The 19,654-nt window shown below is 67.9% G+C and carries 13 protein-coding genes; 7 read left to right on the forward strand and 6 right to left on the reverse strand.

Annotation, left to right across the window (positions count from 1 at the left end):
* Positions 1-34: 34 nt before the first annotated feature.
* Positions 35-2,632 (forward strand): LuxR C-terminal-related transcriptional regulator, encoded by a 2,598-nt coding sequence (locus tag ACFQ9R_RS15620; RefSeq protein ID WP_378991296.1) that lies wholly within the window; start codon positions 35-37, stop codon positions 2,630-2,632.
* Positions 2,633-2,634: 2 nt separating this feature from the next.
* Here ACFQ9R_RS15620 and ACFQ9R_RS15625 read toward each other — a convergent pair whose 3' ends face one another.
* Positions 2,635-3,252 carry a TetR/AcrR family transcriptional regulator gene (locus tag ACFQ9R_RS15625; protein ID WP_378704287.1) on the reverse strand — a complete coding sequence of 206 codons (618 nt, stop codon included), beginning with the start codon at positions 3,250-3,252 and terminating at the stop codon, positions 2,635-2,637.
* A gap of 115 nt (positions 3,253-3,367) precedes the next feature.
* Here ACFQ9R_RS15625 and ACFQ9R_RS15630 point away from each other — a divergent pair, with 115 nt between their 5' ends.
* The 6 genes from ACFQ9R_RS15630 to ACFQ9R_RS15655 all read left to right on the forward strand — a co-directional run bounded on the left by ACFQ9R_RS15630 (position 3,368) and on the right by ACFQ9R_RS15655 (position 10,862).
* Positions 3,368-4,741 (forward strand): flavin-containing monooxygenase, encoded by a 1,374-nt coding sequence (locus ACFQ9R_RS15630; RefSeq protein WP_378991297.1) that lies wholly within the window; start codon positions 3,368-3,370, stop codon positions 4,739-4,741.
* Positions 4,738-5,886, forward strand: coding sequence for a serine hydrolase domain-containing protein (locus ACFQ9R_RS15635; protein WP_378991298.1), 1,149 nt, complete (start codon positions 4,738-4,740; stop codon positions 5,884-5,886). Before ACFQ9R_RS15630 ends, ACFQ9R_RS15635 begins: the two co-directional genes overlap by 4 nt.
* Positions 5,887-5,888: 2 nt before the next feature.
* Positions 5,889-6,932 carry an NAD(P)-dependent alcohol dehydrogenase gene (locus ACFQ9R_RS15640; protein WP_378991621.1) on the forward strand — a complete coding sequence of 348 codons (1,044 nt, stop codon included), beginning with the start codon at positions 5,889-5,891 and terminating at the stop codon, positions 6,930-6,932.
* Positions 6,933-6,943: 11 nt separating this feature from the next.
* Positions 6,944-8,596, forward strand: a complete 1,653-nt coding sequence (locus ACFQ9R_RS15645; RefSeq protein WP_378991299.1) for a class I adenylate-forming enzyme family protein — start codon at positions 6,944-6,946, stop codon at positions 8,594-8,596.
* Between the two features lie 13 nt (positions 8,597-8,609).
* Entirely contained in the window at positions 8,610-10,349 is a 1,740-nt protein-coding gene (locus ACFQ9R_RS15650) for an amidohydrolase family protein (RefSeq protein WP_378991301.1), read from the forward strand.
* Positions 10,350-10,526: 177 nt separating this feature from the next.
* Positions 10,527-10,862 carry a hypothetical protein gene (locus ACFQ9R_RS15655; RefSeq protein ID WP_378991303.1) on the forward strand — a complete coding sequence of 112 codons (336 nt, stop codon included), beginning with the start codon at positions 10,527-10,529 and terminating at the stop codon, positions 10,860-10,862.
* A 13-nt stretch (positions 10,863-10,875) separates the two neighbouring features.
* Here ACFQ9R_RS15655 and ACFQ9R_RS15660 read toward each other — a convergent pair whose 3' ends face one another.
* The 5 genes from ACFQ9R_RS15660 to ACFQ9R_RS15680 form a co-directional block, all read right to left on the reverse strand.
* On the reverse strand, positions 10,876-12,036 hold the full coding sequence (locus tag ACFQ9R_RS15660) for an NADH:flavin oxidoreductase (RefSeq protein ID WP_378632789.1): 1,161 nt from the start codon (positions 12,034-12,036) through the stop codon (positions 10,876-10,878).
* 122 nt (positions 12,037-12,158) lie between these two features.
* Entirely contained in the window at positions 12,159-12,914 is a 756-nt protein-coding gene (narI, locus tag ACFQ9R_RS15665; RefSeq protein WP_378991304.1) for a respiratory nitrate reductase subunit gamma, read from the reverse strand.
* Entirely contained in the window at positions 12,911-13,591 is a 681-nt protein-coding gene (gene narJ, locus ACFQ9R_RS15670) for a nitrate reductase molybdenum cofactor assembly chaperone (protein WP_378991305.1), read from the reverse strand. Before narJ ends, narI begins: the two co-directional genes overlap by 4 nt.
* Positions 13,588-15,267 carry a nitrate reductase subunit beta gene (gene narH / locus ACFQ9R_RS15675; RefSeq protein WP_378991622.1) on the reverse strand — a complete coding sequence of 560 codons (1,680 nt, stop codon included), beginning with the start codon at positions 15,265-15,267 and terminating at the stop codon, positions 13,588-13,590. Before narH ends, narJ begins: the two co-directional genes overlap by 4 nt.
* Positions 15,268-15,277: 10 nt before the next feature.
* Entirely contained in the window at positions 15,278-18,988 is a 3,711-nt protein-coding gene (locus ACFQ9R_RS15680; protein ID WP_378991306.1) for a nitrate reductase subunit alpha, read from the reverse strand.
* Positions 18,989-19,654: the final 666 nt, after the last annotated feature.

Genomic DNA, 19,654 nt, shown 5'->3' on the forward strand with positions numbered 1-19,654 from the left:
CCGCGCGGTGAACAGCGTGTTCAGGAGGGTGAAGATGGCTTCGTCGTCGGGTTCTCTGGACTTTCACGGTGGCGGCTCGGTGATAGCTGTGTCGGGTCGGCCTGCCGGTCTCCCCGAGCTGTCCTTCGCCCCGGTTCGATGCAACGAGGCGTTCGCGCGCCTGGATCGGGCGCAGGCCGCCGCCGGGCAGACGGTGCTGCTGTGCGGGCCCGCGGGCAGTGGGAAAACCGTCGTGCTGGTCGACTGGGTGCGCCGGCGGTGTTCGGCACGCGTCGCGTGGTCCACCGTCGCCGAACAGCACGGATCCGATCTGCTGACCGACATCGCCCGAACACTCGAGCCGATCGCGGATTTCGTCCCGACCGGGATGCTGCACACGCCGATGGACCGCGCCGTGGACCTCGTCGCCGCGCTGGCCGGCGTCGAGCCGACCGTGCTGGTGATCGACAACGCCCACCTGCTCACCGACCCGCTGCAACTCGCCGGCCTCGAATACCTGCTCACACACCTGCCCGGCCAGGTCACCGCGGTGATCGCGAGCCGATTCGACCCGCCGCTGCGGTGGCACGCCCTCGACCTGGCGGGCAGGCTCACCCGGATCGGAGTGCCCGAACTCGCGTTGTCCCCGGATCGGGTCGCTCAACTGCTCGCCCAGCACGGGTGCCGGCTCGACGACGCCGAACTCGCCGTGGTCCAGAACCTGACCCGTGGCTGGGCCGCGCTGGTCCGCATCGCGGCGATCTGCCTGTCGGCCGGCGGCACCGACCGCGACACCGCCCTCGCCGCGCTGGCCCGCCCTTCACACGCCGTCGCCGACTTCCTGGTCGCCGAACTGCTCGCCGCCCTGCCCGCGCCCACGCTCGAATTCCTGCTCGCCACCGCGGTTCCCGAGCAATTCTGCCTGCCGATGGCCGAGGATCTGGTCGGTGACGACGCCGCCCGCATCCTCGACGAACTGCTGCGCGCGAACTTCCCGCTGCACACCGTCGCCCACGCGGGCGAACTCTGGCACACCTACCATCCGCTCCTGCGCGCCTACCTGCTCGCCGAGGCCGCGTACACCAGGCCGGAGCGCCTGCCCGACTGTCATCGCCGGGTGGCGGCCTGGTTCACCGCGGCCGCGATGCCGGGGCCCGCGCTCGGCCATGTCCTGGCCGAGCCCGGCACCCCCGGGCTGGTGCCCTTCCTGCGCGACTGGGGGTTGCGCATGGTCTTGGACGGCACGGGTCACGCCCTGCTCGCCGCCCTCGAAAACCTCCCCGAACACGACACTTTCGTTCGCCTGCTGCGCGCGGCCGTCGCGGTGGAGTCGGGCGATATCGCCGCCGCGGAGGTCTATCTCGAAGCCGCCCATGTGGGCCCCGAATCGGCCGCGCCGGTGGTGCCCGCCGAGTGGGTGGCAGCTCTCGACCGCGCTGTGAGCGCGGGAGTGGCTGTCCTGGTGGGTGATTCGTCCTCGATGCGCTGGCCGCTGCCGCCGGTGACCGGTCAGCCCGACCTCGACTGCTACGCCGCGCTGCACTGCGGCATCGCCGAGATCTACGGGGGCGAGATCGACAGCGGCGCGGCGTCTGTGCGCCACGCGATCGTGCACTCCGAGCAGGCCGGACTGGGTCGCGTCGCGGTCCGTGCCAGAACCGCGACGGCCGGGGCGGCCGGGATGGCGGGCCGGCTCGGTGAATTACGCGCGCTGGCGGTCCAGGCGATCGACTGCGCCGAACGCTACGAACTGGCAGGCTCGGCCGATGCCGCTCCGGCCAGGGTGCTCGCGGCCTACGGCGCCTACCAGCAGGGCGCGGATTTCGAGCGGCCGCTGCCGGGTCTGCCCTGGGTCGCGGCCGACGAGACCGTGGTGCCCGCGCCGGTGCGTCAGGTGGCGATCATGACCGGGGTGCTGATGTTCGCCGACGCCGCGGATCGGTCGGCCGCCGGGGTCGCACTCGCCAAGCAACTGCACCGCCTGCTCGACGAATCGCCGACGCTGTACGGCACCGGTGAACTGGTCACCGACGTGCTGTGGCTGCTGCTGCGCGTGCAGGCCAGGGCCGACGCGCAGCAGTTGGTCGACCACGCAACGCGCGTGCTCGGCCGGACTCCCGAGATGGCTGTCGCCGAAGCGGGACTGGCGCTCTACGCCCATCGCCCGGCCGTCGTGCTGACGGTGCTGGAACCCCTGCTCGCCACCCCGCGCTGTTCCTCGCGCTCGCTGGTCGCGGCATGGCTGCTGGTCGCGGTCGCCGCCGACCGCCTCGATCGTCCCCGCAAGGTCGACGATGCCTGCGAACAGGCTCTCGCGCAGGCGGCGGCCGAACAACTGACGCGCCCGTTCCTCGACGTGCCGGAGGCGGCCGAACTGCTCGCCCGGATCGGCGCGCGCTTCGGCCAGTACGCGGCGCTCGTGGACCGGATCCGTGCCCACCGCGGCGCCACCGCGGGCGCACCGCAGCTCACCGACACCGAACTGGTGGTGCTGCGCCAACTTCCCTCTGGCATGACCGCGGGCAATATCGCCACCGACCTCGGCGTCTCGGTGAACACCGTCAAAACGCACCTGCGCGGCATCTACCAGAAGCTCGCGGTGAACGCGCGCGCCGAAGCGATCGCCCAGGCTCGCGTGCTCGGCCTGCTCTGATCTCAGTCCGGCGCCTGGAGGGCCGGAAACCAGACATCGGTGAGCACCGCCGCGGCCTGCGTGGCCGAGACGTCGATGGTGCCCTGCATCGCCCAGCGGGTGAAGAACCGCTCGAGCTGGGCGACGAGCAGTTCGATCCGCAGCCGGGCCTCGTCGCGGCGGTGCTCGGGCCAGCGGGCGAGATAGGCGGGCATGGTGTCGGCCAGGGTCATGATGCCCTCGCGCGCCACCGCGCGGAATTCCGGTTCGAGCGCGGTGGCTTCGTCCCAGGCCGGGAGCATGTCCTTGTTCGTGAAGAACCAGTCGATCGCGCGAGTCATCCAGTCCGCGAACGACTCTCGGGAGCCGATGGTGAGTACCCGGTCCAGGTCGGCGTAGAAATCCCGGACGCTGGCGAGGGTGCCTTCCTGGGCGATGGCGCGCAGCACCTCGCCTTTGCTCGTGAAGTGCAGGTAGAAGGTCGCCCGGCTGCAGCCGACGGCGGCGGCGATGTCGTCGACGCGGACATCGGAGTAGCCCTGCGTCTCGAACAGGGTGCGTGCGGTCTCGACGATCCGGGCCTTCGTCAGGCGCTTCTGTTCCTCGCGGAGCGAGCCACGGCGGGCGGGTTCGGTCGTCATGAGGTCATCTTAGACGATCAGCCCATTCACTGGACATGATGTCTAGTGAGACGTTATCCTGTGGTCCACGTCACGGCATGGTCATCGATGACCGAGGCCGCTGGAGGAGTTGTGCATGGATACACGCGAATTACCCAAGGTCTGCGTCATCGGCGCCGGACCTTCGGGTATCACCGCCGCCAAACGGCTTGCCGAGAACGGAATTCCGTTCGACTGCTACGAGGCGTCCGACGAGGTCGGTGGCAACTGGTACTTCAAGAATCCCAACGGCATGTCGGCGTGCTATCAGAGCCTGCACATCGATACCTCGAAGTACCGCCTGCAGTTCGAGGACTTCCCGGCCCCGGCGGATTGGCCACACTTCCCGCATCACTCGCAGCTGCTGCAGTACTTCAAGGACTACGTCGACCACTTCGGCCTGCGCGACAGTATTCGGTTCAACAGCCTGGTCACCTCGGCCGAGCGTGACGACGCGGGCCTGTGGCGGGTCACGACAGCGGCGGGCGACACCGAAATCTACGACGCGCTGATCGTGTGCAACGGCCACCACTGGAACCCCCGATTCCCGGACTACCCCGGCGAATTCGACGGCGTGCTCATGCACAGCCACGCCTACAACGACCCGTTCGACCCGATCGACATGCGCGGCAAGCGGATCGTCGTGGTGGGCATGGGCAACTCCGGGCTCGATATCGCCTCGGAACTGTCCCAGCGATTCATCGCCTCGAAGCTGTTCGTCTCCGCCCGTCGCGGCGTGTGGGTGCTGCCCAAGTACGTCAACGGGCAAGTGGGCGACCGTGCGTCGATGCCCGCGTGGATTCCCGACAAGATCGCGCTCAAGCTCAAACAGCGCTTCGTGCGCAAGAACCGCGGCGAGATGTCGACCTATGGACTGCCGACGCCGGATCACGAGCCGTTCGAGGCGCATCCGTCGGCGAGTGAGGAATTCCTGCACCGGGCCGGCTGCGGTGACGTGGAGTGCAAGCCCGCGATCACCCGATTGGACGGCGACACCGTGTATTTTGCCGACGGCACCACCGAGCAGGTCGACGTGATCGTGTGTGCCACCGGCTACCACATCAGTTTTCCGTTCTTCGCCGACGCCGAGTTGGTGCCCGATGCGGCCAATCGGTTCCCGCTGTACCAGATGATGATGAAGCCCGGCGTGGACAACCTGTTCTATCTCGGTCTGGCCCAGCCGATGCCGACGCTGGTGAACTTCGCCGAGCAGCAGAGCAAGCTGGTGGCGGCTTACCTGACCGGCCGCTATCACCTGCCCCCGCGCGAGCAGATCGACGAGGTGCTCGGCGCGCAGGAGGCCAAACGCGCCGGACGTTATTACGATTCGCCCCGCCACACCATCCAGACCGAATTCGAGCCGTACGTGCGCTCGATGACCAAGGAGCTCGAGCGCGGCGCGAAACGTGCCGCCGCCGCGGGCAATACGTTGCCGGTGCCCGCTCGGGTGACCGCCGAGGTGGCGCGATGAGCACTTCTTCGGGCTTCTGTCGTGACGAATTCGCCGGTGTGCGTGCGGCCTTCGATGAACACCTCGCCTCCGGCGCCGAACTGGGCGCCGCCCTGTGCGTTACCGTCGACGGCGATCCGGTGCTCGATCTGTGGGGTGGCTACGCCGACCCGGAGCAGACCACCGCGTGGGCGGCCGACACTCTGGTGAACGTCTTCTCGGTCACCAAGACGATGACGGCGCTGTGCGCCTTGCTGCTGGTCGACCGTGGTGAACTCGATGTCGACCAGCGGGTGGCCCACTACTGGCCCGAATTCGCGGCGAACGGTAAGGCCGACATCGAAGTTCGCCACCTGCTCTCGCACACCTCCGGTGTCTCGGGCTGGGACAAGCCGATCGAGCTGCCCGACATCTACGACACCGATGCCGCCGCCGCCCGGCTGGCGACGCAGGCGCCCTGGTGGGAGCCGGGCACCGCCTCGGGCTATCACGCCATCAACTACGGCCATCTCGTCGGCGAACTCGTGCGCCGCATCACCGGTCGTTCGCTCGGCACGTTCTTCGCCGACGAGCTGGCCGGGCCCTTGGGCGCCGATTTCCACATCGGCACCGGTCCCGAGCACGCCGACCGGATCGCCACCCTGGTCCCGCCGGAGCTGCCGGACTTCGACCTGTCGATCCTCGATCAGGACAGTGTCCTGATCAAGACGCTCACCAGCCCCTGGCTCGAGGTTTCCGAAACCGCCACGCCGGCCTGGCGAGAGGCCGAGATCGGCGGCACCAACGGGCACGGCAACGCGCGCTCGGTGGCCCGCATCCAGTCGCTGATCGCCAACGGCGGCGAGCTGAGCGGCAGGCAGTTCCTCTCGCCGGCGACGATCGAGCTGATCTTCCGCGAGCAGGCCGACGGCATCGACCTGGCGCTGCTGGCTCCGCTGCGTTTCGGCATCGGCTACGGGCTGCCACGACCGGAGACGTTCCCGCACATCCCCGACGGGCGGGTCTGCTGGTGGGCCGGGTACGGCGGCTCGATGGTCGTCAACGACCTGGATCGCCGAATCACCTTCGCCTACACCATGAATCGCATGGCGACCGGACTGATCGGTTCCGATCGGTGCGACAGCTATCTGAAGGCCACCTTCGACGCGGTAGGAGACGCCCGATGACCATGCGCGCGATGCAGTTGACGGCGCCGGGCACTCTCGAGCTACGGACGGTGCCCGTACCCGAACTCGGCCCCGGCGATCTGCTGCTGCGGGTCGGCGCGGCGGGGATCTGCCATTCGGATTCGTTTGTGCTGAGCCTGCCGTTCCCGATGAGCGAGAAGCCCTTGACGTTGGGCCACGAGATCGCGGGCACCATCGAGGCGGTCGGCTCGGGGGTGGAAGGTCGCAGCGTCGGCGAACGCGGGATCGTGTACCTGTGCTGGTCGTGCGGCGAATGCCGGGAGTGCCTGCGCGGCAACGAGAATGTCTGCCTGGCCGCCGGTCGCACCGCGATGCCGCCGTGCCCCGGCCTCGGCCCCGACGGGGGCATGGCCGAATACGTCCGCATCCCGGTGCGCTCGTTCGTGCCGATCGCCGACGAACTCGACTTCGCGCACGCCGCGCCGCTCGCTGACGCGGCCCTGACGCCGATGCACGCCATTCGCGGCGCCATGGACCAGCTGTGGCCCGGCGCCACCGCGGTCGCCATCGGGATCGGTGGACTGGGTCACGTGGCGGTGCAGTTGTTGAAGGCACTCACCGAAACCACTGTGATCGCCGTCGACGTGGACGCCGACAAGCTCGCCCTGGCCACCGAATGCGGCGCCGACATCGTGCTCAAGGCCGACGAGAACACCGCGGCCACGATCTTGGAGCTCACCGGCGGACGCGGTGCGGAGGCGGTGTTCGATTTCGTCGGCGCCGACCCCACCGTCAAGGTCGCCGTCGAATCCGTAGCCCCCAACGGTGCTGTCCGGCTGGTGGGTCTCGGCGGCGGCGCCACCGGCATCGACTCGGGCCCGGCGGGCGGACCCGGTCTGCCCTGGGGTGCCACGGTACGAAAGTCCTACGGCGGCACCAGGTCCGACCTCATAGATTCTGTGGCCTTGGCCGCCGCGGGCAAGCTCCGCGCCCAGGTCGAGCGGTTCGACCTGGCCGATGCCCGCACCGCCTTCGACCGACTCGACTCCGGCGCGATCCGCGGCCGCGCCGTCCTCATTCCTTGATGGAGAAGAACATGACCAACGCTGTAGACCCACAGGAATTCGTGGCCAAGGTGGCTGCGGGCCTGACCGCGCCGGGCGCGCCGTTCGAGATGACCGTCGAACCCGTTCTCGGCGTGCCGATTCCGGTCCTCGCCCATCGCCGTGCCAACCTGCGCGAACTCTTGGAGCACTCGCGCAAGTGGGGCGAGCGCGACTACCTCGTCACCGAGGACCGCCGGATCTCCTTCACCGAGCACGCCGCGGCCGCGGGCGCGCTGGCCACCGCCCTGGCCGCCAGGTACGGCGTCGGCAAGGGCGATCGCGTGGGCATCCTGGCCGCCAACGGCCCGGACTGGGTGATCGCGTTCTGGGCCGCGCAGTGTCTCGGCGCGATCCCGGTCGGCTACAACGCCTGGTGGGCGCCGCCGGAGATCGCCTACGGGCTCGGCCACACCACTCCGACCGTCGTCGTCGCCGACGCGAAAAGGGCTGCGCTGCTGGCCGAGACCGGCACCGACCTGCCCGTCCTGACCATGGACGAGGATCTGCCCGCCCTGATCGCCGAGTTCGGCGGCGGCGAGATCCCCAGCACACCGGTCGACGAAGACGATCCGGCCGTGATCCTCTACACCAGCGGGACCAGCGGCAGGCCCAAGGGTGTTGTTCATTCGCAGCGAAACATGGTGGCGATCAGTGACTACCACCGTTTCACCGACGCCATGATGGCCGCGTTCATGGGCCAGGAGCCCGGGGATGCTCCCAGCGATCGCCGCTACCTGGTCACCGCGCCGCTGTTCCACATCGCCAGCCTGCACAACCTCGTCATCCCGCGCCTGCTGACCGGTGCGGCGGCGGTGTTCCCTCACGGGGCGTTCGAGGTCGGCCGCGTCCTGAGCCTGGTCGAGCGCGAGAAGGTCACCAACTGGGCCGCGGTGCCGACCATGGCGTCGCGCCTGCTGGAACACGATGTGGCCCAGCACGATCTGTCCTCGCTGAGCGCGCTCTCGCTGAACTCCGCGCCGTCCTCGCCCGCGCTGCTCGCCAGCCTGCGCGAGAAGATCCCGGCCCTGCAGTTCTCGCTGACCACCAGCTACGGCCTCACCGAGAGCGGCACCGCGGCGACGGTCGCCACCCCGCTGGACCTGGCCGCGGACGACGCCTCGGTCGGCAGGCCGATCATCGGGGTGGCAGTGGAGATCCGCGACGCCGAGGGCAACGCGCTCGGCGAGGGTGCGGAGGGCGAGATCTGCATCCGCAGTCCCTACGTCATGCTCGGCTACTGGAACGACGACGCGGCGACAGCGGCCTCGATCGACGACCAACGCTGGTTGCGCTCCGGTGATTTCGGCACGATGGACAACGGCAGACTCACCGTGTCGGGCAGGCGCACCGACCTGATCCTGCGCGGCGGCGAGAACGTGTATCCCACCGAGATCGAGAACGTGCTCGTCGAACATCCGGCCGTCAGCGATTGCGCGGTCTTCGGCGTCGCCCACCCCGATCTCGGCCAGGAAGTGGCGGCGATCGTCGTCGCCGAACCAGTGGCGGTGGACCCGGCGGAACTGAGCGCCTTCGTCGCCGATCGCCTCGCCTATTTCAAGGTGCCCGCCCGGTGGCGGATCACTTCGGACGCGCTGCCGCGCAACGCGACCGGTAAAGTCACCAGGCGCGAGCTCGCGATCTAAGAGGGGTCACACCATGTTCGACAGCATCATCAAGGGTGCCCGTTGGTTCGACGGCACCGGCGCCCCGTCCGCGGTTCGTCACCTCGGCATCACCGACGGCAAGATCGCCGAGATCTCGGAGACCCCGCTCGACGAGACCGGGTGCTCCCGCGTCGTCGACGCGACCGGCAAATGGGTGATCCCCGGCATCATCGACATCCACACCCACTACGACGTCGAAGTCCTGCTCGACCCGTCGCTGTCGGAGTCGGTGCGGCACGGCGTCACCACCGTGCTGCTCGGCTCGTGTTCGCTCTCGACCGTGCACGTCGACGGCGAGACCGCGGGCGACCTGTTCGGCAGGGTCGAGGCCATCCCGCGTCAGTACGTGGTCGGCGCGATGAACGACGTCCAGACCTGGAGTACCGCAGGCGAATACGTCGACGCGCTCGAACAGTTGCCGCTCGGGCCCAACCTGGCCGGCTTCATCGGCCACTCCGATATCCGGGCCGCGGTGATGGGGCTGGACCGCTCCACCCGCAAGGACGTGAAACCGTCCGAGGCGGAGCTGGCCGAGATCGAGCGCATGCTCACCGACGCGCTCGACGTCGGCTTCGTCGGAATGTCCTCGCAGCAGCTGCTTTTCGACAAGCTCGACGGCGAGACCTGCCGTTCGCGGACGCTGCCGTCCACCTACGCCAAGAGCAAGGAACGCCACCGGCTCAACACGATCCTGCGCAAGCGCGGTCGCGCGTTGCAGGGCGGACCCGACATCACCAACCCCAAGAGCCTGGTGTCGATGGCGGTGTCGAGCATCGGTCTGTGGCGCAACGCGCTCAAGGTGAGCCTGCTGTCGGCGGCCGATGTGAAGGCGGTGCCGGGCGCGTCCAAGATGTTCCCGGCCGTCGGCAAGATCATCAACGGGCTCGACGGCAATTTCCGCTGGCAGCATCTGCCGGTGCCGTTCGAGGTGTACTCCGACGGCATCTCGCTGCCGGTGTTCGAGGAGTTCGGTTCCGGCGCGGCGGCTCTGCACCTGTCCGACCACATCGACGAGCAGCGTCACCTCATGCAGGACGAGGAGTACCGCCGCACCTTCCGCAAGGACTACGACAACAAGTACGGCCCGCGCGCGTGGCACCGCGACTTCTTCGACGCCGACATCGTCGAATGCCCCGACGAGACCGTCATCGGCAAGACCTTCGGTGAGGTCGGTGTCGACCGTGGGGGTCTGCACCCGGTCGACGCGTTCCTCGACCTCGTCGTCGAACACGGCGACAAGCTGCGCTGGCGCACCACCATCTCCAACCACCGACCCGAGGTGGCCGACGTCCTGGCCGCCGACCCGTCGGTCCAGCTCGGCTTCTCCGACGCGGGCGCGCACCTGCGCAATATGGCCTTCTACAACTTCGGTCTGCGCCTGCTCCGTCGCGTCAACGACGCCGCGACCAGCGGCAAGCCGTTCATGACGGTCGAGCACGCGGTGCACCGCCTCACCGGCGAACTGGCCGACTGGTACGGCCTGGACACCGGCCACCTGCGCGTGGGTGATCGCGCCGACGCGGTCGTCATCGACCCCGCCCACCTCGACGAAACCCTGGACGCCTACGCGGAGAGTCCCCTCGCGATCTTCGGCAACCTGTCGCGCATGGTCAACCGCAACGACGGCACGGTCACCGCGGTCTTCGTCAACGGCCGCTACGTCTTCGGCGAGGGCGAAGCGGATCCCGTACTCGGCACCGAACGAGTGGGAGCCTTCCTGCGCGCGGAGTAGGACCGCCGCCCGGCGCTCGCCGCGCGTCCGGGTACTCGCCGCTGGGTCGTCGCGCATCCTGACCCGGTGCGCGACGACCCAGCCCCGATCTGCGACCCTCACCTGATGACCGGGCGGCGGTCGACCCGAACCCGGTCGTCGCCGCTGGACTACCTCACATCAGCGAGAGGACTCGATATGTCGGACGCGAAACGGATCGCCTGGGGTAAACCGCGTCATCCCACCGACGCCGACCGCGACGCCCTCCGCGAGGACCTGCTCGCCAAAGCACGCGCGGTGCGCGGCGACGGCTGGGCCGACCACCGCGCCGAATGGCCCGCCGGTCAGGTGGCTGTGGTCGCCTATGTGCTGGGCGACGCCGACGTTCTCGCCGAACTCGAAGAGAACGAGAGCACCGTCCTGAGCCGCTACGCCGCCGACCTGTTCGGCTTCGTCGGTGGCCGCAAGGACAACGAGAAGGGCCTCGTCGACACCCAGGCCTGGTTCGACGCGGTGCGCAAAGCCCTCGCCTAGCTCGCGTCGTGGGCTAGGTGCGGAGCACGCATTCCGTGCGTGAGTAGATGGTCGGCACGCATTCGTTGCAGTGCGTGCACAGGGAACGGGTCGTCGCATCGGTGTGCCAGCGGCGGATCAGGTCCGGTTCGCGCAGGAGGGCGCGGCCCATGGCGACGAAATCGAAACCGTCGTCGATGGCCTGCTGTGCGGTCGGGCGGTCGGTGATGCCGCCGAGCAGGATGATCGGCAGCGTCAGCTCCTCGCGGAACCGGCGCGCCTTGTCGGCGAGATAGGCCGGGCGGTACGGGTATTCGCGCAGGAAGCCTTTACCGACGAGCTGGAATCCCCACCGGGTCGGCACCGGCAGCGTCTTCGCGAAGTTCTTGCGCGGCGCGTCACCGCGGAAGATCGCCATCGGATTGAGCAGGGAGCTGCCCGCGGTGAGTTCGAGGGCGTCGATCGCGCCGTCGTCCTGCAACCAGGTCGCCACCTGTAGCGACTCCTCGATCGAGAACCCGCCGCGCACACCGTCTTCCATGGTGAGCTTGGCCGTCACGGCCATCGTGTCGCCGACGGCGTCACGCACGGCCTTGACCAGTTCCCTGGCCACCCGCGCCCGGTTGACCAGCGACCCACCGTAATCGTCCTTGCGCCGATTGAGCATCGGACTCAGGAACGAGCTCGCCAGATAGTTGTGTCCGAGATGCACCTCGACGGCGTCGAACCCGGACTCGCGCGCGAATCGCGCCGCCCGCGCGTGCGCCGCGACGACCTCGGCGATCCCGAGCGCGTCCGGCACCTTCGTGAACCGCATCCCGAGCGGATTGAACATCCGGCTCGGCGCCAGCGCGGGCGCCTGATTCGATTTGGCGTTCGCGACCGGTCCGGCGTGCCCCAGTTGCGCGCTCACCGCCGCGCCCTCGGCGTGCACCGCATCGGTGAGCCTGCGCAGGCCGGGTACCGCCTCGTCGCGCATCCAGATCTGATGCCGGTCGGTTCGCCCGCCCGGCGCGACCGCGCAGTAGGCGACCGTCGTCATCCCCACCCCGCCTTCGGCGACCTCCCGGTGGAACTCCACCAGGTCGTCGGTGACGAGTGCGTCGGGTGTCCGCCCCTCGAAGGTGGCGGCCTTGATCACCCGGTTACGCAGGGTGAGCGGACCGAGAGTGGCGGGTGCGAGGACATCGCTCATGTGCAAAAGTGAAACACGTTACAGTCCTGCGGGCAATGGGGGATCTCCCGCTGAGTGGGCCGAAACGGCAAACGGCCCGCCTGCGTGGAGAGCGGGCGGGCCGGTGACACGGGCTCTGTGAACTACCAGCGGTCGGGTGTGACCGGGGCGTCCCAAGCCTTCGCGAAGCGGGTCTTGTCCTTGGTGTCCACTTCCTTGCGGCGGTAGACGATGTAGGGGCGGGTGAGGTAGCCGATGGGGGCGCTGAACATGTGGACCAGCCGGGTGTAGGGCCACGCCGCGATCAGCGCGAGAACGACGAGGCCGTGGAGTTGGAAGGTCCAGGGGACGCCGACCATCAGACCCGGTTCGGGATTGATCGAGAACAGGCTGCGGAACCAGGGGGAGACCGTGGTGCGGTAGTTGTAGGTGCCCCACAGCAGGTTGGAACCCCAGGTGTTGAGCAGCCCGGTGACCAGGGCCAAGGTCAGCAGCGTGTACATCATGACGTCGTTGCGGCTGGTGTTCTTGCGCACGGCGGGAATGGCGATGCGGCGGTAGCACAGGATGGCCACGCCGAGCACGACCATCAGGCCCGCGATCGACCCCGCGCCGACCGCGACGATGTGGTAGGCGTGCTCGGAGATGCCGATCGCCGAGGTCCAGGATTCGGGAATCAGCAGACCCATCACGTGCCCGCCGAACACCCCGAGCATGCCGAAGTGGAACAGCGGGCTGCCCAGTTGCAGCAGCTTGGACTCATAGATCTGCGAGGACCGAGTGGTCCAGCCGAACTGGTCGAAGCGGTAGCGCCAGACATGGCCCAGCACAAAGGACGTCGCCGCGATATAGGGCAGGATCAGCCACAGGCCTTCGGGCAGGGGGATGGTTGCGTTCATCGGCGGCCTTCTGTTGCTTCGAAGAGGGCGGGGTCCATGGCGAAGGGTTCTAGGCCGACCTCTTCCTCGGGCGGACCCTGGGCGGCGAGTTCGGCGATGCGCCTGCGGTCGGCGGTGGTCACCGGCGGCAAGGTGGTGAGCACCGCGGCGAGGACGCCGCTGTAGGGAGAGTTGTTGTCGCCCAGCGACAGTCGCAGCAGCTCCATGACCGGTACGTGCTCGCCGAGCAGGCGTTCGCCGCCGATCGGGTCGATGGTGGCGGCGAATTCCAGCAGCACCGGCAGGTGGTCGGGCAGTTCCTCGTCGCCGAGTTCCACCCCGGCCTGGCGGTAGGCGTGCTTGAACCGCAGCAGTGCCATGCCGCGTTTGCGGGTGTCGCCGAAAGCGTAGAACGTCAGGTGCAGGCTGGCGCGGCGGCGCATGTCGAAGGTCTCGACATAGCTCTGTGCCACCTCGATCGCCGGGGTATCGCGCAGATAGGCCAGCAGCGCGGCGAAGTGCGCCTGCACCTCGTCGGGCAATTGCGCTGCGGCGCCGGACAATTGGTCGAGCATCGCGAAGGTCTGCTCGCCCGGGTAGTCCAGCAGCAGCGCGGCCAGCCGCCACACGACCCTGCGGTCGTGCTCGGGCATCGCCGTCACCGGTTCGGGCCGTTTGCGGATGGAGAGCAGACTCATGGCGCGACACCGCTCACGGGCGAGTCGGCGACGGCAGCGCCGTTGCTGCCGTTGCCGTTACCGGCGCCGTTGCCGGTACCCCCGTTGCCGTTCGTGGTCGGCACGAGTCCACTGGTGCTGCGCCCGTCCCAGTTGAGCAGGTTGATCCGGCCCGACTTCTCCTCCGGCGCGGCCTGATTGGTGTCGGAGAGCGAGAACTTCTCGACGACCTGGTCGAACGCGGTCATGCCCGGTCCGCCGTCGGTGTCGAGACTGCACCCGGTGGCCAGCGAATCCAGTTCGTGCGCCTTGGATGTCGCGCCCATCGGGATCACGTACCGGTGCTCGTACTTGGCGATGGCGAGCAGCCGGTACATGGCCTCGATCTCCTCGGGCTCGAGCCCGATCGACGGCGCGATACCGGCCTCGGGTTCCTCGCCGAGGTTGACCGACCGCATGAACGCCCGCATCCCGGCCAGCCGTTGCAGCGACGAGCGCACCGGGCCGATCTCACCGGCGGTGAACAGCTCGGCCAGGTACTCGATCGGGATGCGCAGCGCGTCGATGGCGCCGAACAGGTTGCCCGCGTCCTCGCCGTCGTGGCCGGTCTCGCTGAGCACGTCCACCACCGGCGACAGCGGCGGCACGTACCAGACCATCGGCATGGTGCGGTATTCCGGATGCAGCGGCAGCGCCAGCTGGTAGTCCACGATCAGCTTGTAGACCGGCGAATCCTGGGCGGCCTGAATCCATTCCGGGGAGATCCCGGCCTTCTCGGCTTCGGCGATCACGCGCGGGTCGTGCGGGTTGAGGAACACGCCCAGCTGCGAGGTGTAGAGGTCCTGCGGATCGGTGACCTGGGCCGCTTCGAGCACCGCGTCGGCGTCGTAGAGCATCACGCCGATGTAGCGCAGCCGCCCGACGCAGGTCTCCGAGCACACGGTCGGGATGCCGACCTCCACGCGCGGGTAGCAGAAGGTGCACTTCTCCGCCTTGCCCGTCTTGTGGTTGAAGTAGATCTTCTTGTACGGGCAGCCGGTGATGCACTGGCGCCAACCACGGCACTTGTCCTGGTCGACGAGCACGATGCCGTCTTCCTCGCGCTTGTAGATCGCGCCCGAGGGGCACGACGCGGCGCACGAGGGGTTCAGGCAGTGCTCGCAGATGCGCGGCAGGTAGAACATGAAGGTCTCTTCGAACTCCAGTTTCACCTTGGTCTCGAGCTTGCCGAGCAAGGGGTCCTTGGCGACCTGCTCCGGACCCGAACCCAGATCGTCGTCCCAGTTCGCGCCCCAGGTGACCTTGGTGTCCTCACCGGTGATCAGCGACTTGGGCCGCGCCACCGGGGTGGTGTCCATGGGCGGCGACGACAGCAGGTTGTCGTAGTCGTAGCTCCACGGCTCGTAGTAGTCGGCGACCGTGGGCAGATCCGGGTTGGCGAAGATGTTCATCAGGCGCTTGAACCGCGAGCCCGACTTCAGGGTCAGCTTGCCGCGCTTGTTGAGCGTCCAGCCACCCTTCCACTTCTCCTGGTCCTCGTACTGGCGCGGATAACCCTGTCCCGGCCGGGTTTCCACATTGTTGAACCAGACGTACTCGGTACCGCCACGGTTGGTCCACGCCTGCTTGCAGGTGACCGAGCAGGTGTGGCAGCCGATGCACTTGTCCAGGTTCATGACCATGGCGAGCTGTGCCATTACGCGCATGTCAGTACTCCACGTTCTGGTTGCGGCGACGGATCGTGGTTACTTCGTCACGCTGGTTTCCGGTGGGGCCGTGGTAGTTCAGGGCGAAGGACTGCTGGGCGTAGCCGCCGATCAGGTGCGAGGGCTTGATCAGCACCCGGGTGAGCGCGTTGTGGATACCGCCGCGCTTGCCCTTGGCCTCCTTGGTGGTGTCCTCGGCGCCTTCGATGCGCGGCACGTCGACCGCGCGGTCCTGGGCGTGGTACATGAAGACAGTGCCCTCGGGCATGCGGTGCGAGACGATCGCGCGGGCCACGACCACGCCGTTGCGGTTGATCGCCTCGATCCAATCGTTGTCGGCCACCCCGATCTTCTTGGCGTCGACGTCCGACATCCAGATCGTCTGACCGCCGCGCGAGAGCGTCAGCATGTGCAGGTTGTCCTGGTAGGCGGAGTGGATCGACCACTTGGAGTGCGGGGTCAGGTACCGCACCGTCAGTCCGTTGCCGCTCACGTTGCCGATGCTCGGCTCCGCGAACAGCGCCGACATGTCGAGCGGTGGACGGAAGATCGGCAGTTGCTCGCCGAGTTCGATCATCCAGTCGTGGTCGAGGTAGAAGTGCTGGCGACCGGTGAGGGTGTGCCACGGCTTGTGCCGCTCGACGTTGATGGTGAACGGCGAGTACCGGCGTCCCCCGGATTCCGAGCCCGACCATTCCGCCGAGGTGATCACCGGCACCGGGCGAGCCTGGGTGTCGGCGAAGGTGATCCGCTTGCCCTCGGCCTCTTTCGCGAGGTCGACCAGTTCGGTGCCGGTACGCCGTTCGAGCGCCTCGAACCCTTCGACGGCCAGGCGGCCGTTGGTGGTGCCCGACAGCGACAGGATGGCCTCGGCGGCGTGGGTGTCCTTGGCCAGCGACGGCCTGCCCGCGGCGATGCCGGACACGATGGTGCCGTTCTGCCCGGCCAGGTACGCCACTTCTTCCTCGGGGAAGGTGGTGACGCCCTTGGTCGTCAGACCGAGCTTCTCCACCAGCGGCCCGAGCGCGGCCAGCTTCTCCGCGATCTTGGTGTAGTCGCGTTCGATCTCCACGATCTTGGGCATGGTCTTGCCCGGAATCGGTTCGCACTCACCGGCTTTCCAGTCCAGCACCTTGCCGCCGGCCTGCGCGAGCGCATCGGGGGAGTCGTGCTGCAACGGCACCGCGACGATGTCCTTGCGGGTGCCGAGGTGCTTCTCGGCCAGCCAGGAGAAACCACGCGCGATCCGGTGGAACGCCTCGAAGTCGGTCTTGGCCTCCCACGGCGGGGAGATGGCGGGGGAGAACGCATGCACGAACGGGTGCATGTCGGTCGAGGACAGGTCGTGCTTCTCGTACCAGGTGGCGGCGGGGAGCACGATGTCGGCGAACAGCGTGGTGCTGGTCATCCGGAAGTCCAGTGCGAGCAGCAGATCCAGCTTGCCCTCAGCGCCTTCCTCGCGCCATTCCAGTTCCTGCGGGCGCACCCCGGTCGCATCGGTGGTCTGCAGGTTGGAGCCGCAGCCGAGCAGATGCTTCTGGAAGTACTCGTTGCCCTTGCCCGAGGAACCGAGCAGGTTCGCGCGCCATACGGTGAGCACGCGCGGGAAGTTCTCCGGTGCGTCGGGGTCCTCACAGGCGAAGCGCAGGTCGCCGGATTTCAAACCGTCGACGACGTGCTCGGCGGGGGTCTTGCCCGCTTCGGCAGCCTCGTCGGCGAGGTCGAGGGGGTTGCGGTTGAACGTCGGGTAGCTGGGCATCCAGCCGAGACGACTCGCCAGGGCGATGTTGTCGGCCGCGGTGCGACCGGCGAACTTGCCCTTGCCCAGCGGCGACGCGAACGAGTCCGAGGTGAACGGGTCGTAGCGCCACTGGTCGTTGGTGAGGTACCAGAACACGGTGCCCTGCATCTGACGCGGCGGGCGCTGCCAGTCCGATGCCGAAGCCAGTGTGGCCCAGCCGGTGACGGGGCGGCACTTCTCCTGGCCGACGTAATGGGCCCAGCCGCCGCCGTTCTTGCCCTGGCAGCCGGTGAGCAGCGTCAGGGTGAAGAAGGCGCGGTAGATCTGATCGGAGTGGAACCAGTGGTTGGTGCCCGCGCCCATCAGGATCATCGAGCGACCGCCGGAACGTTCGGCGTTGTCGGCGAATTCGCGTCCGATGCGAGCGGCCTGCACGGCGGGAACGCCGGTGATGGCCTCCTGCCAGGCCGGGGTGTACGGCGACTCGGCGTCGTCATAACCCTTCGCCCACTCGCCCGGCAGACCGTCGCGGCCGACACCGTACTGGGCGAGCAGCAGGTCGAAGACCGTGGTGACGCGCTTGCCCGCGACGATTTTCGTCGGAACACCACGAATGATCGACCCGGCGACGTCGGTGTCGAAACGCGGCAGCGCGATCGTGGCCGGTGCGTCGTCGGAATGACCGAGCAGCGTGAGCAGTGGGTCGACACCCTCGAGGTCGAGGTTCCACTTGCCCGCGTCGCCCTCGCCGAAGCGGTGCCCCAGCGAGCCGTTGGGCACCACCGGGTTGCCCGCCTGGTCGAGCAGGACCGGCTTGTGTTCGACGCCTTCGCCGGTATGCCCGAGATCGGCGGCGGTGAGGAACTTGCCGGGTAGGGCGCCGTCCTGATCCGCCGCCTCGTCGAGGCAGATCAGGTACGGCAGATCGGTGAAGGACTTGATGTAGTCGGTGAACATCGGAGTCTGCTTCTCGATGAAGAACTCCTTGAGCACCACGTGGCCCATCGACATCGCCAGCGCGGCATCGGTACCGGGCCGCGCGGCCACCCATTCGTCGGCGAACTTGGTGTTGTCGGCGTAGTCGGGGGAGACCACCACGACCTTCTGGCCGCGGTAGCGCGCCTCGGTCATGTAGTGCGCGTCGGGGGTGCGGGTCACCGGGACGTTGGAGCCCCACATGATGAGGTAGCCCGCGTCGAACCAGTCGGCCGACTCCGGCACGTCGGTCTGGTCACCGAAGACCTGCGGCGAGGCCACCGGCAGGTCGGCGTACCAGTCGTAGAACGACAGCATGTAGCCGCCGATCAGCGAGACGAAGCGGGCGCCGGTGGCATGGCTGACCATCGACATCGCCGGGATCGGCGAGAAGCCGGCCACCCGGTCGGGGCCGTACTGCTTGATCGTGTAAACATGCGCGGCGGCCGCGATTTCGGCGGCTTCCCACCATTCGGCGCGGACAAAACCACCCTTGCCGCGCGCGGTCTTGTAGGCCTTGGCCTTGGCCGGGTCCTCGACGATGGACTCCCACGCCAGCACCGGGTCCTTGAGCTCGGCCTTGGCCTTGCGGTACAGGTCGAGCAGCGTGCCACGCACATACGGGTAGCGCACGCGGGCCGGAGAGTAGGTGTACCAGGAGAAGGAGGCGCCGCGCGGGCAGCCGCGCGGCTCGTACTCGGGCTTGTCCGAACCCACCGACGGGTAGTCGGTCTGCTGGGACTCCCAGGTGATCACGCCGTCCTTGACGTAGATCTTCCAGGAGCACGAGCCGGTGCAGTTCACGCCGTGGGTGGAGCGCACCACCTTGTCGTGCGACCAGCGGTCGCGGTAGAACTCGTCGGCATCGCGACCACCGACCTTGTAGACGGACCGGTTGTCGGGCGATACCTCGCCCCGCTGGAAATACTTACCGAGGTTCAGCAATGTGTCGCCGAAATCGGCGGGCGACGGACCTTGCGTGCGCGAATTAACCACGACGCCCCCTTCGAGCTGTGAAATCGGGCTGTTGGGGAAAACTGTAAGGAGGCAGGCTCCTTCGGCAAAACGAACTTTTCACATCCGGATTCGGGCTGCGGTGAGCTGTGAGGTCGGCGCAATGTCGTGGTCACGGGGGAGGTTCGCGACGACGCCCGCGATCGAGGGCTCACCAGGGTGAACGGGCCGCGAGCTGGCCGAACGCGGTGATCGGGGGGTGCGTCGACAGGCGGGCGGTGATGCTTCGGAAACGACTGGTTCTCCCGCGGTTTACATTTGTTTACACACCCGGTGTGCCCGCTGAACAGCGCTGATGTGACGCCACACACAACTATGGCCGGGTCGGGCCCACCTCGACGCGGTGCTCGGGACGGTCGACGGTGGCGGCTGAATCCACCGGTGCCCTACGGGCGCCGCGCTCGGCGGGAGGCGTTTCCGGGGCGATCCGCGGTGACCGGGGCCGTCCGGTCGGAGGCGGGGTGGGGATCGTGACGGTCGTGGTCGAGCGGTGCGGAATCTTATAGCACTGCTGAACGGAACGAATCAGAATCCTTTTAATTCGGTTCGGCACACCGTATTTCGTGACCACGCACACAGTTGCCCGCCGGTAACTACCCAAATGACGGGGCGCCAATATAAAGAAACGGCATCTTTTCCGGTCGGCGG

Source organism: Nocardia sp. NPDC056541 (assembly GCF_042794235.1).
In the GTDB taxonomy this organism is placed as follows: Bacteria; Actinomycetota; Actinomycetes; order Mycobacteriales; family Mycobacteriaceae; genus Nocardia.

Excerpts from the sequence above, each read along its gene's own strand:
- ACFQ9R_RS15630 (WP_378991297.1), top strand. The coding sequence starts at position 3,368 with ATGGATACACGCGAATTACCCAAGGTCTGCGTCATCGGCGCCGGACCT.
- ACFQ9R_RS15635 (WP_378991298.1), top strand. The coding sequence starts at position 4,738 with ATGAGCACTTCTTCGGGCTTCTGTCGTGACGAATTCGCCGGTGTGCGT.
- narH (WP_378991622.1), bottom strand. The coding sequence starts at position 15,267 with ATGGCACAGCTCGCCATGGTCATGAACCTGGACAAGTGCATCGGCTGC.
- ACFQ9R_RS15620 (WP_378991296.1), top strand. The coding sequence starts at position 35 with ATGGCTTCGTCGTCGGGTTCTCTGGACTTTCACGGTGGCGGCTCGGTG.
- ACFQ9R_RS15650 (WP_378991301.1), top strand. The coding sequence starts at position 8,610 with ATGTTCGACAGCATCATCAAGGGTGCCCGTTGGTTCGACGGCACCGGC.
- narJ (WP_378991305.1), bottom strand. The coding sequence starts at position 13,591 with ATGAGTCTGCTCTCCATCCGCAAACGGCCCGAACCGGTGACGGCGATG.
- ACFQ9R_RS15655 (WP_378991303.1), top strand. The coding sequence starts at position 10,527 with ATGTCGGACGCGAAACGGATCGCCTGGGGTAAACCGCGTCATCCCACC.
- ACFQ9R_RS15660 (WP_378632789.1), bottom strand. The coding sequence starts at position 12,036 with ATGAGCGATGTCCTCGCACCCGCCACTCTCGGTCCGCTCACCCTGCGT.
- narI (WP_378991304.1), bottom strand. The coding sequence starts at position 12,914 with ATGAACGCAACCATCCCCCTGCCCGAAGGCCTGTGGCTGATCCTGCCC.
- ACFQ9R_RS15645 (WP_378991299.1), top strand. The coding sequence starts at position 6,944 with ATGACCAACGCTGTAGACCCACAGGAATTCGTGGCCAAGGTGGCTGCG.
- ACFQ9R_RS15625 (WP_378704287.1), bottom strand. The coding sequence starts at position 3,252 with ATGACGACCGAACCCGCCCGCCGTGGCTCGCTCCGCGAGGAACAGAAG.
- ACFQ9R_RS15640 (WP_378991621.1), top strand. The coding sequence starts at position 5,889 with ATGCGCGCGATGCAGTTGACGGCGCCGGGCACTCTCGAGCTACGGACG.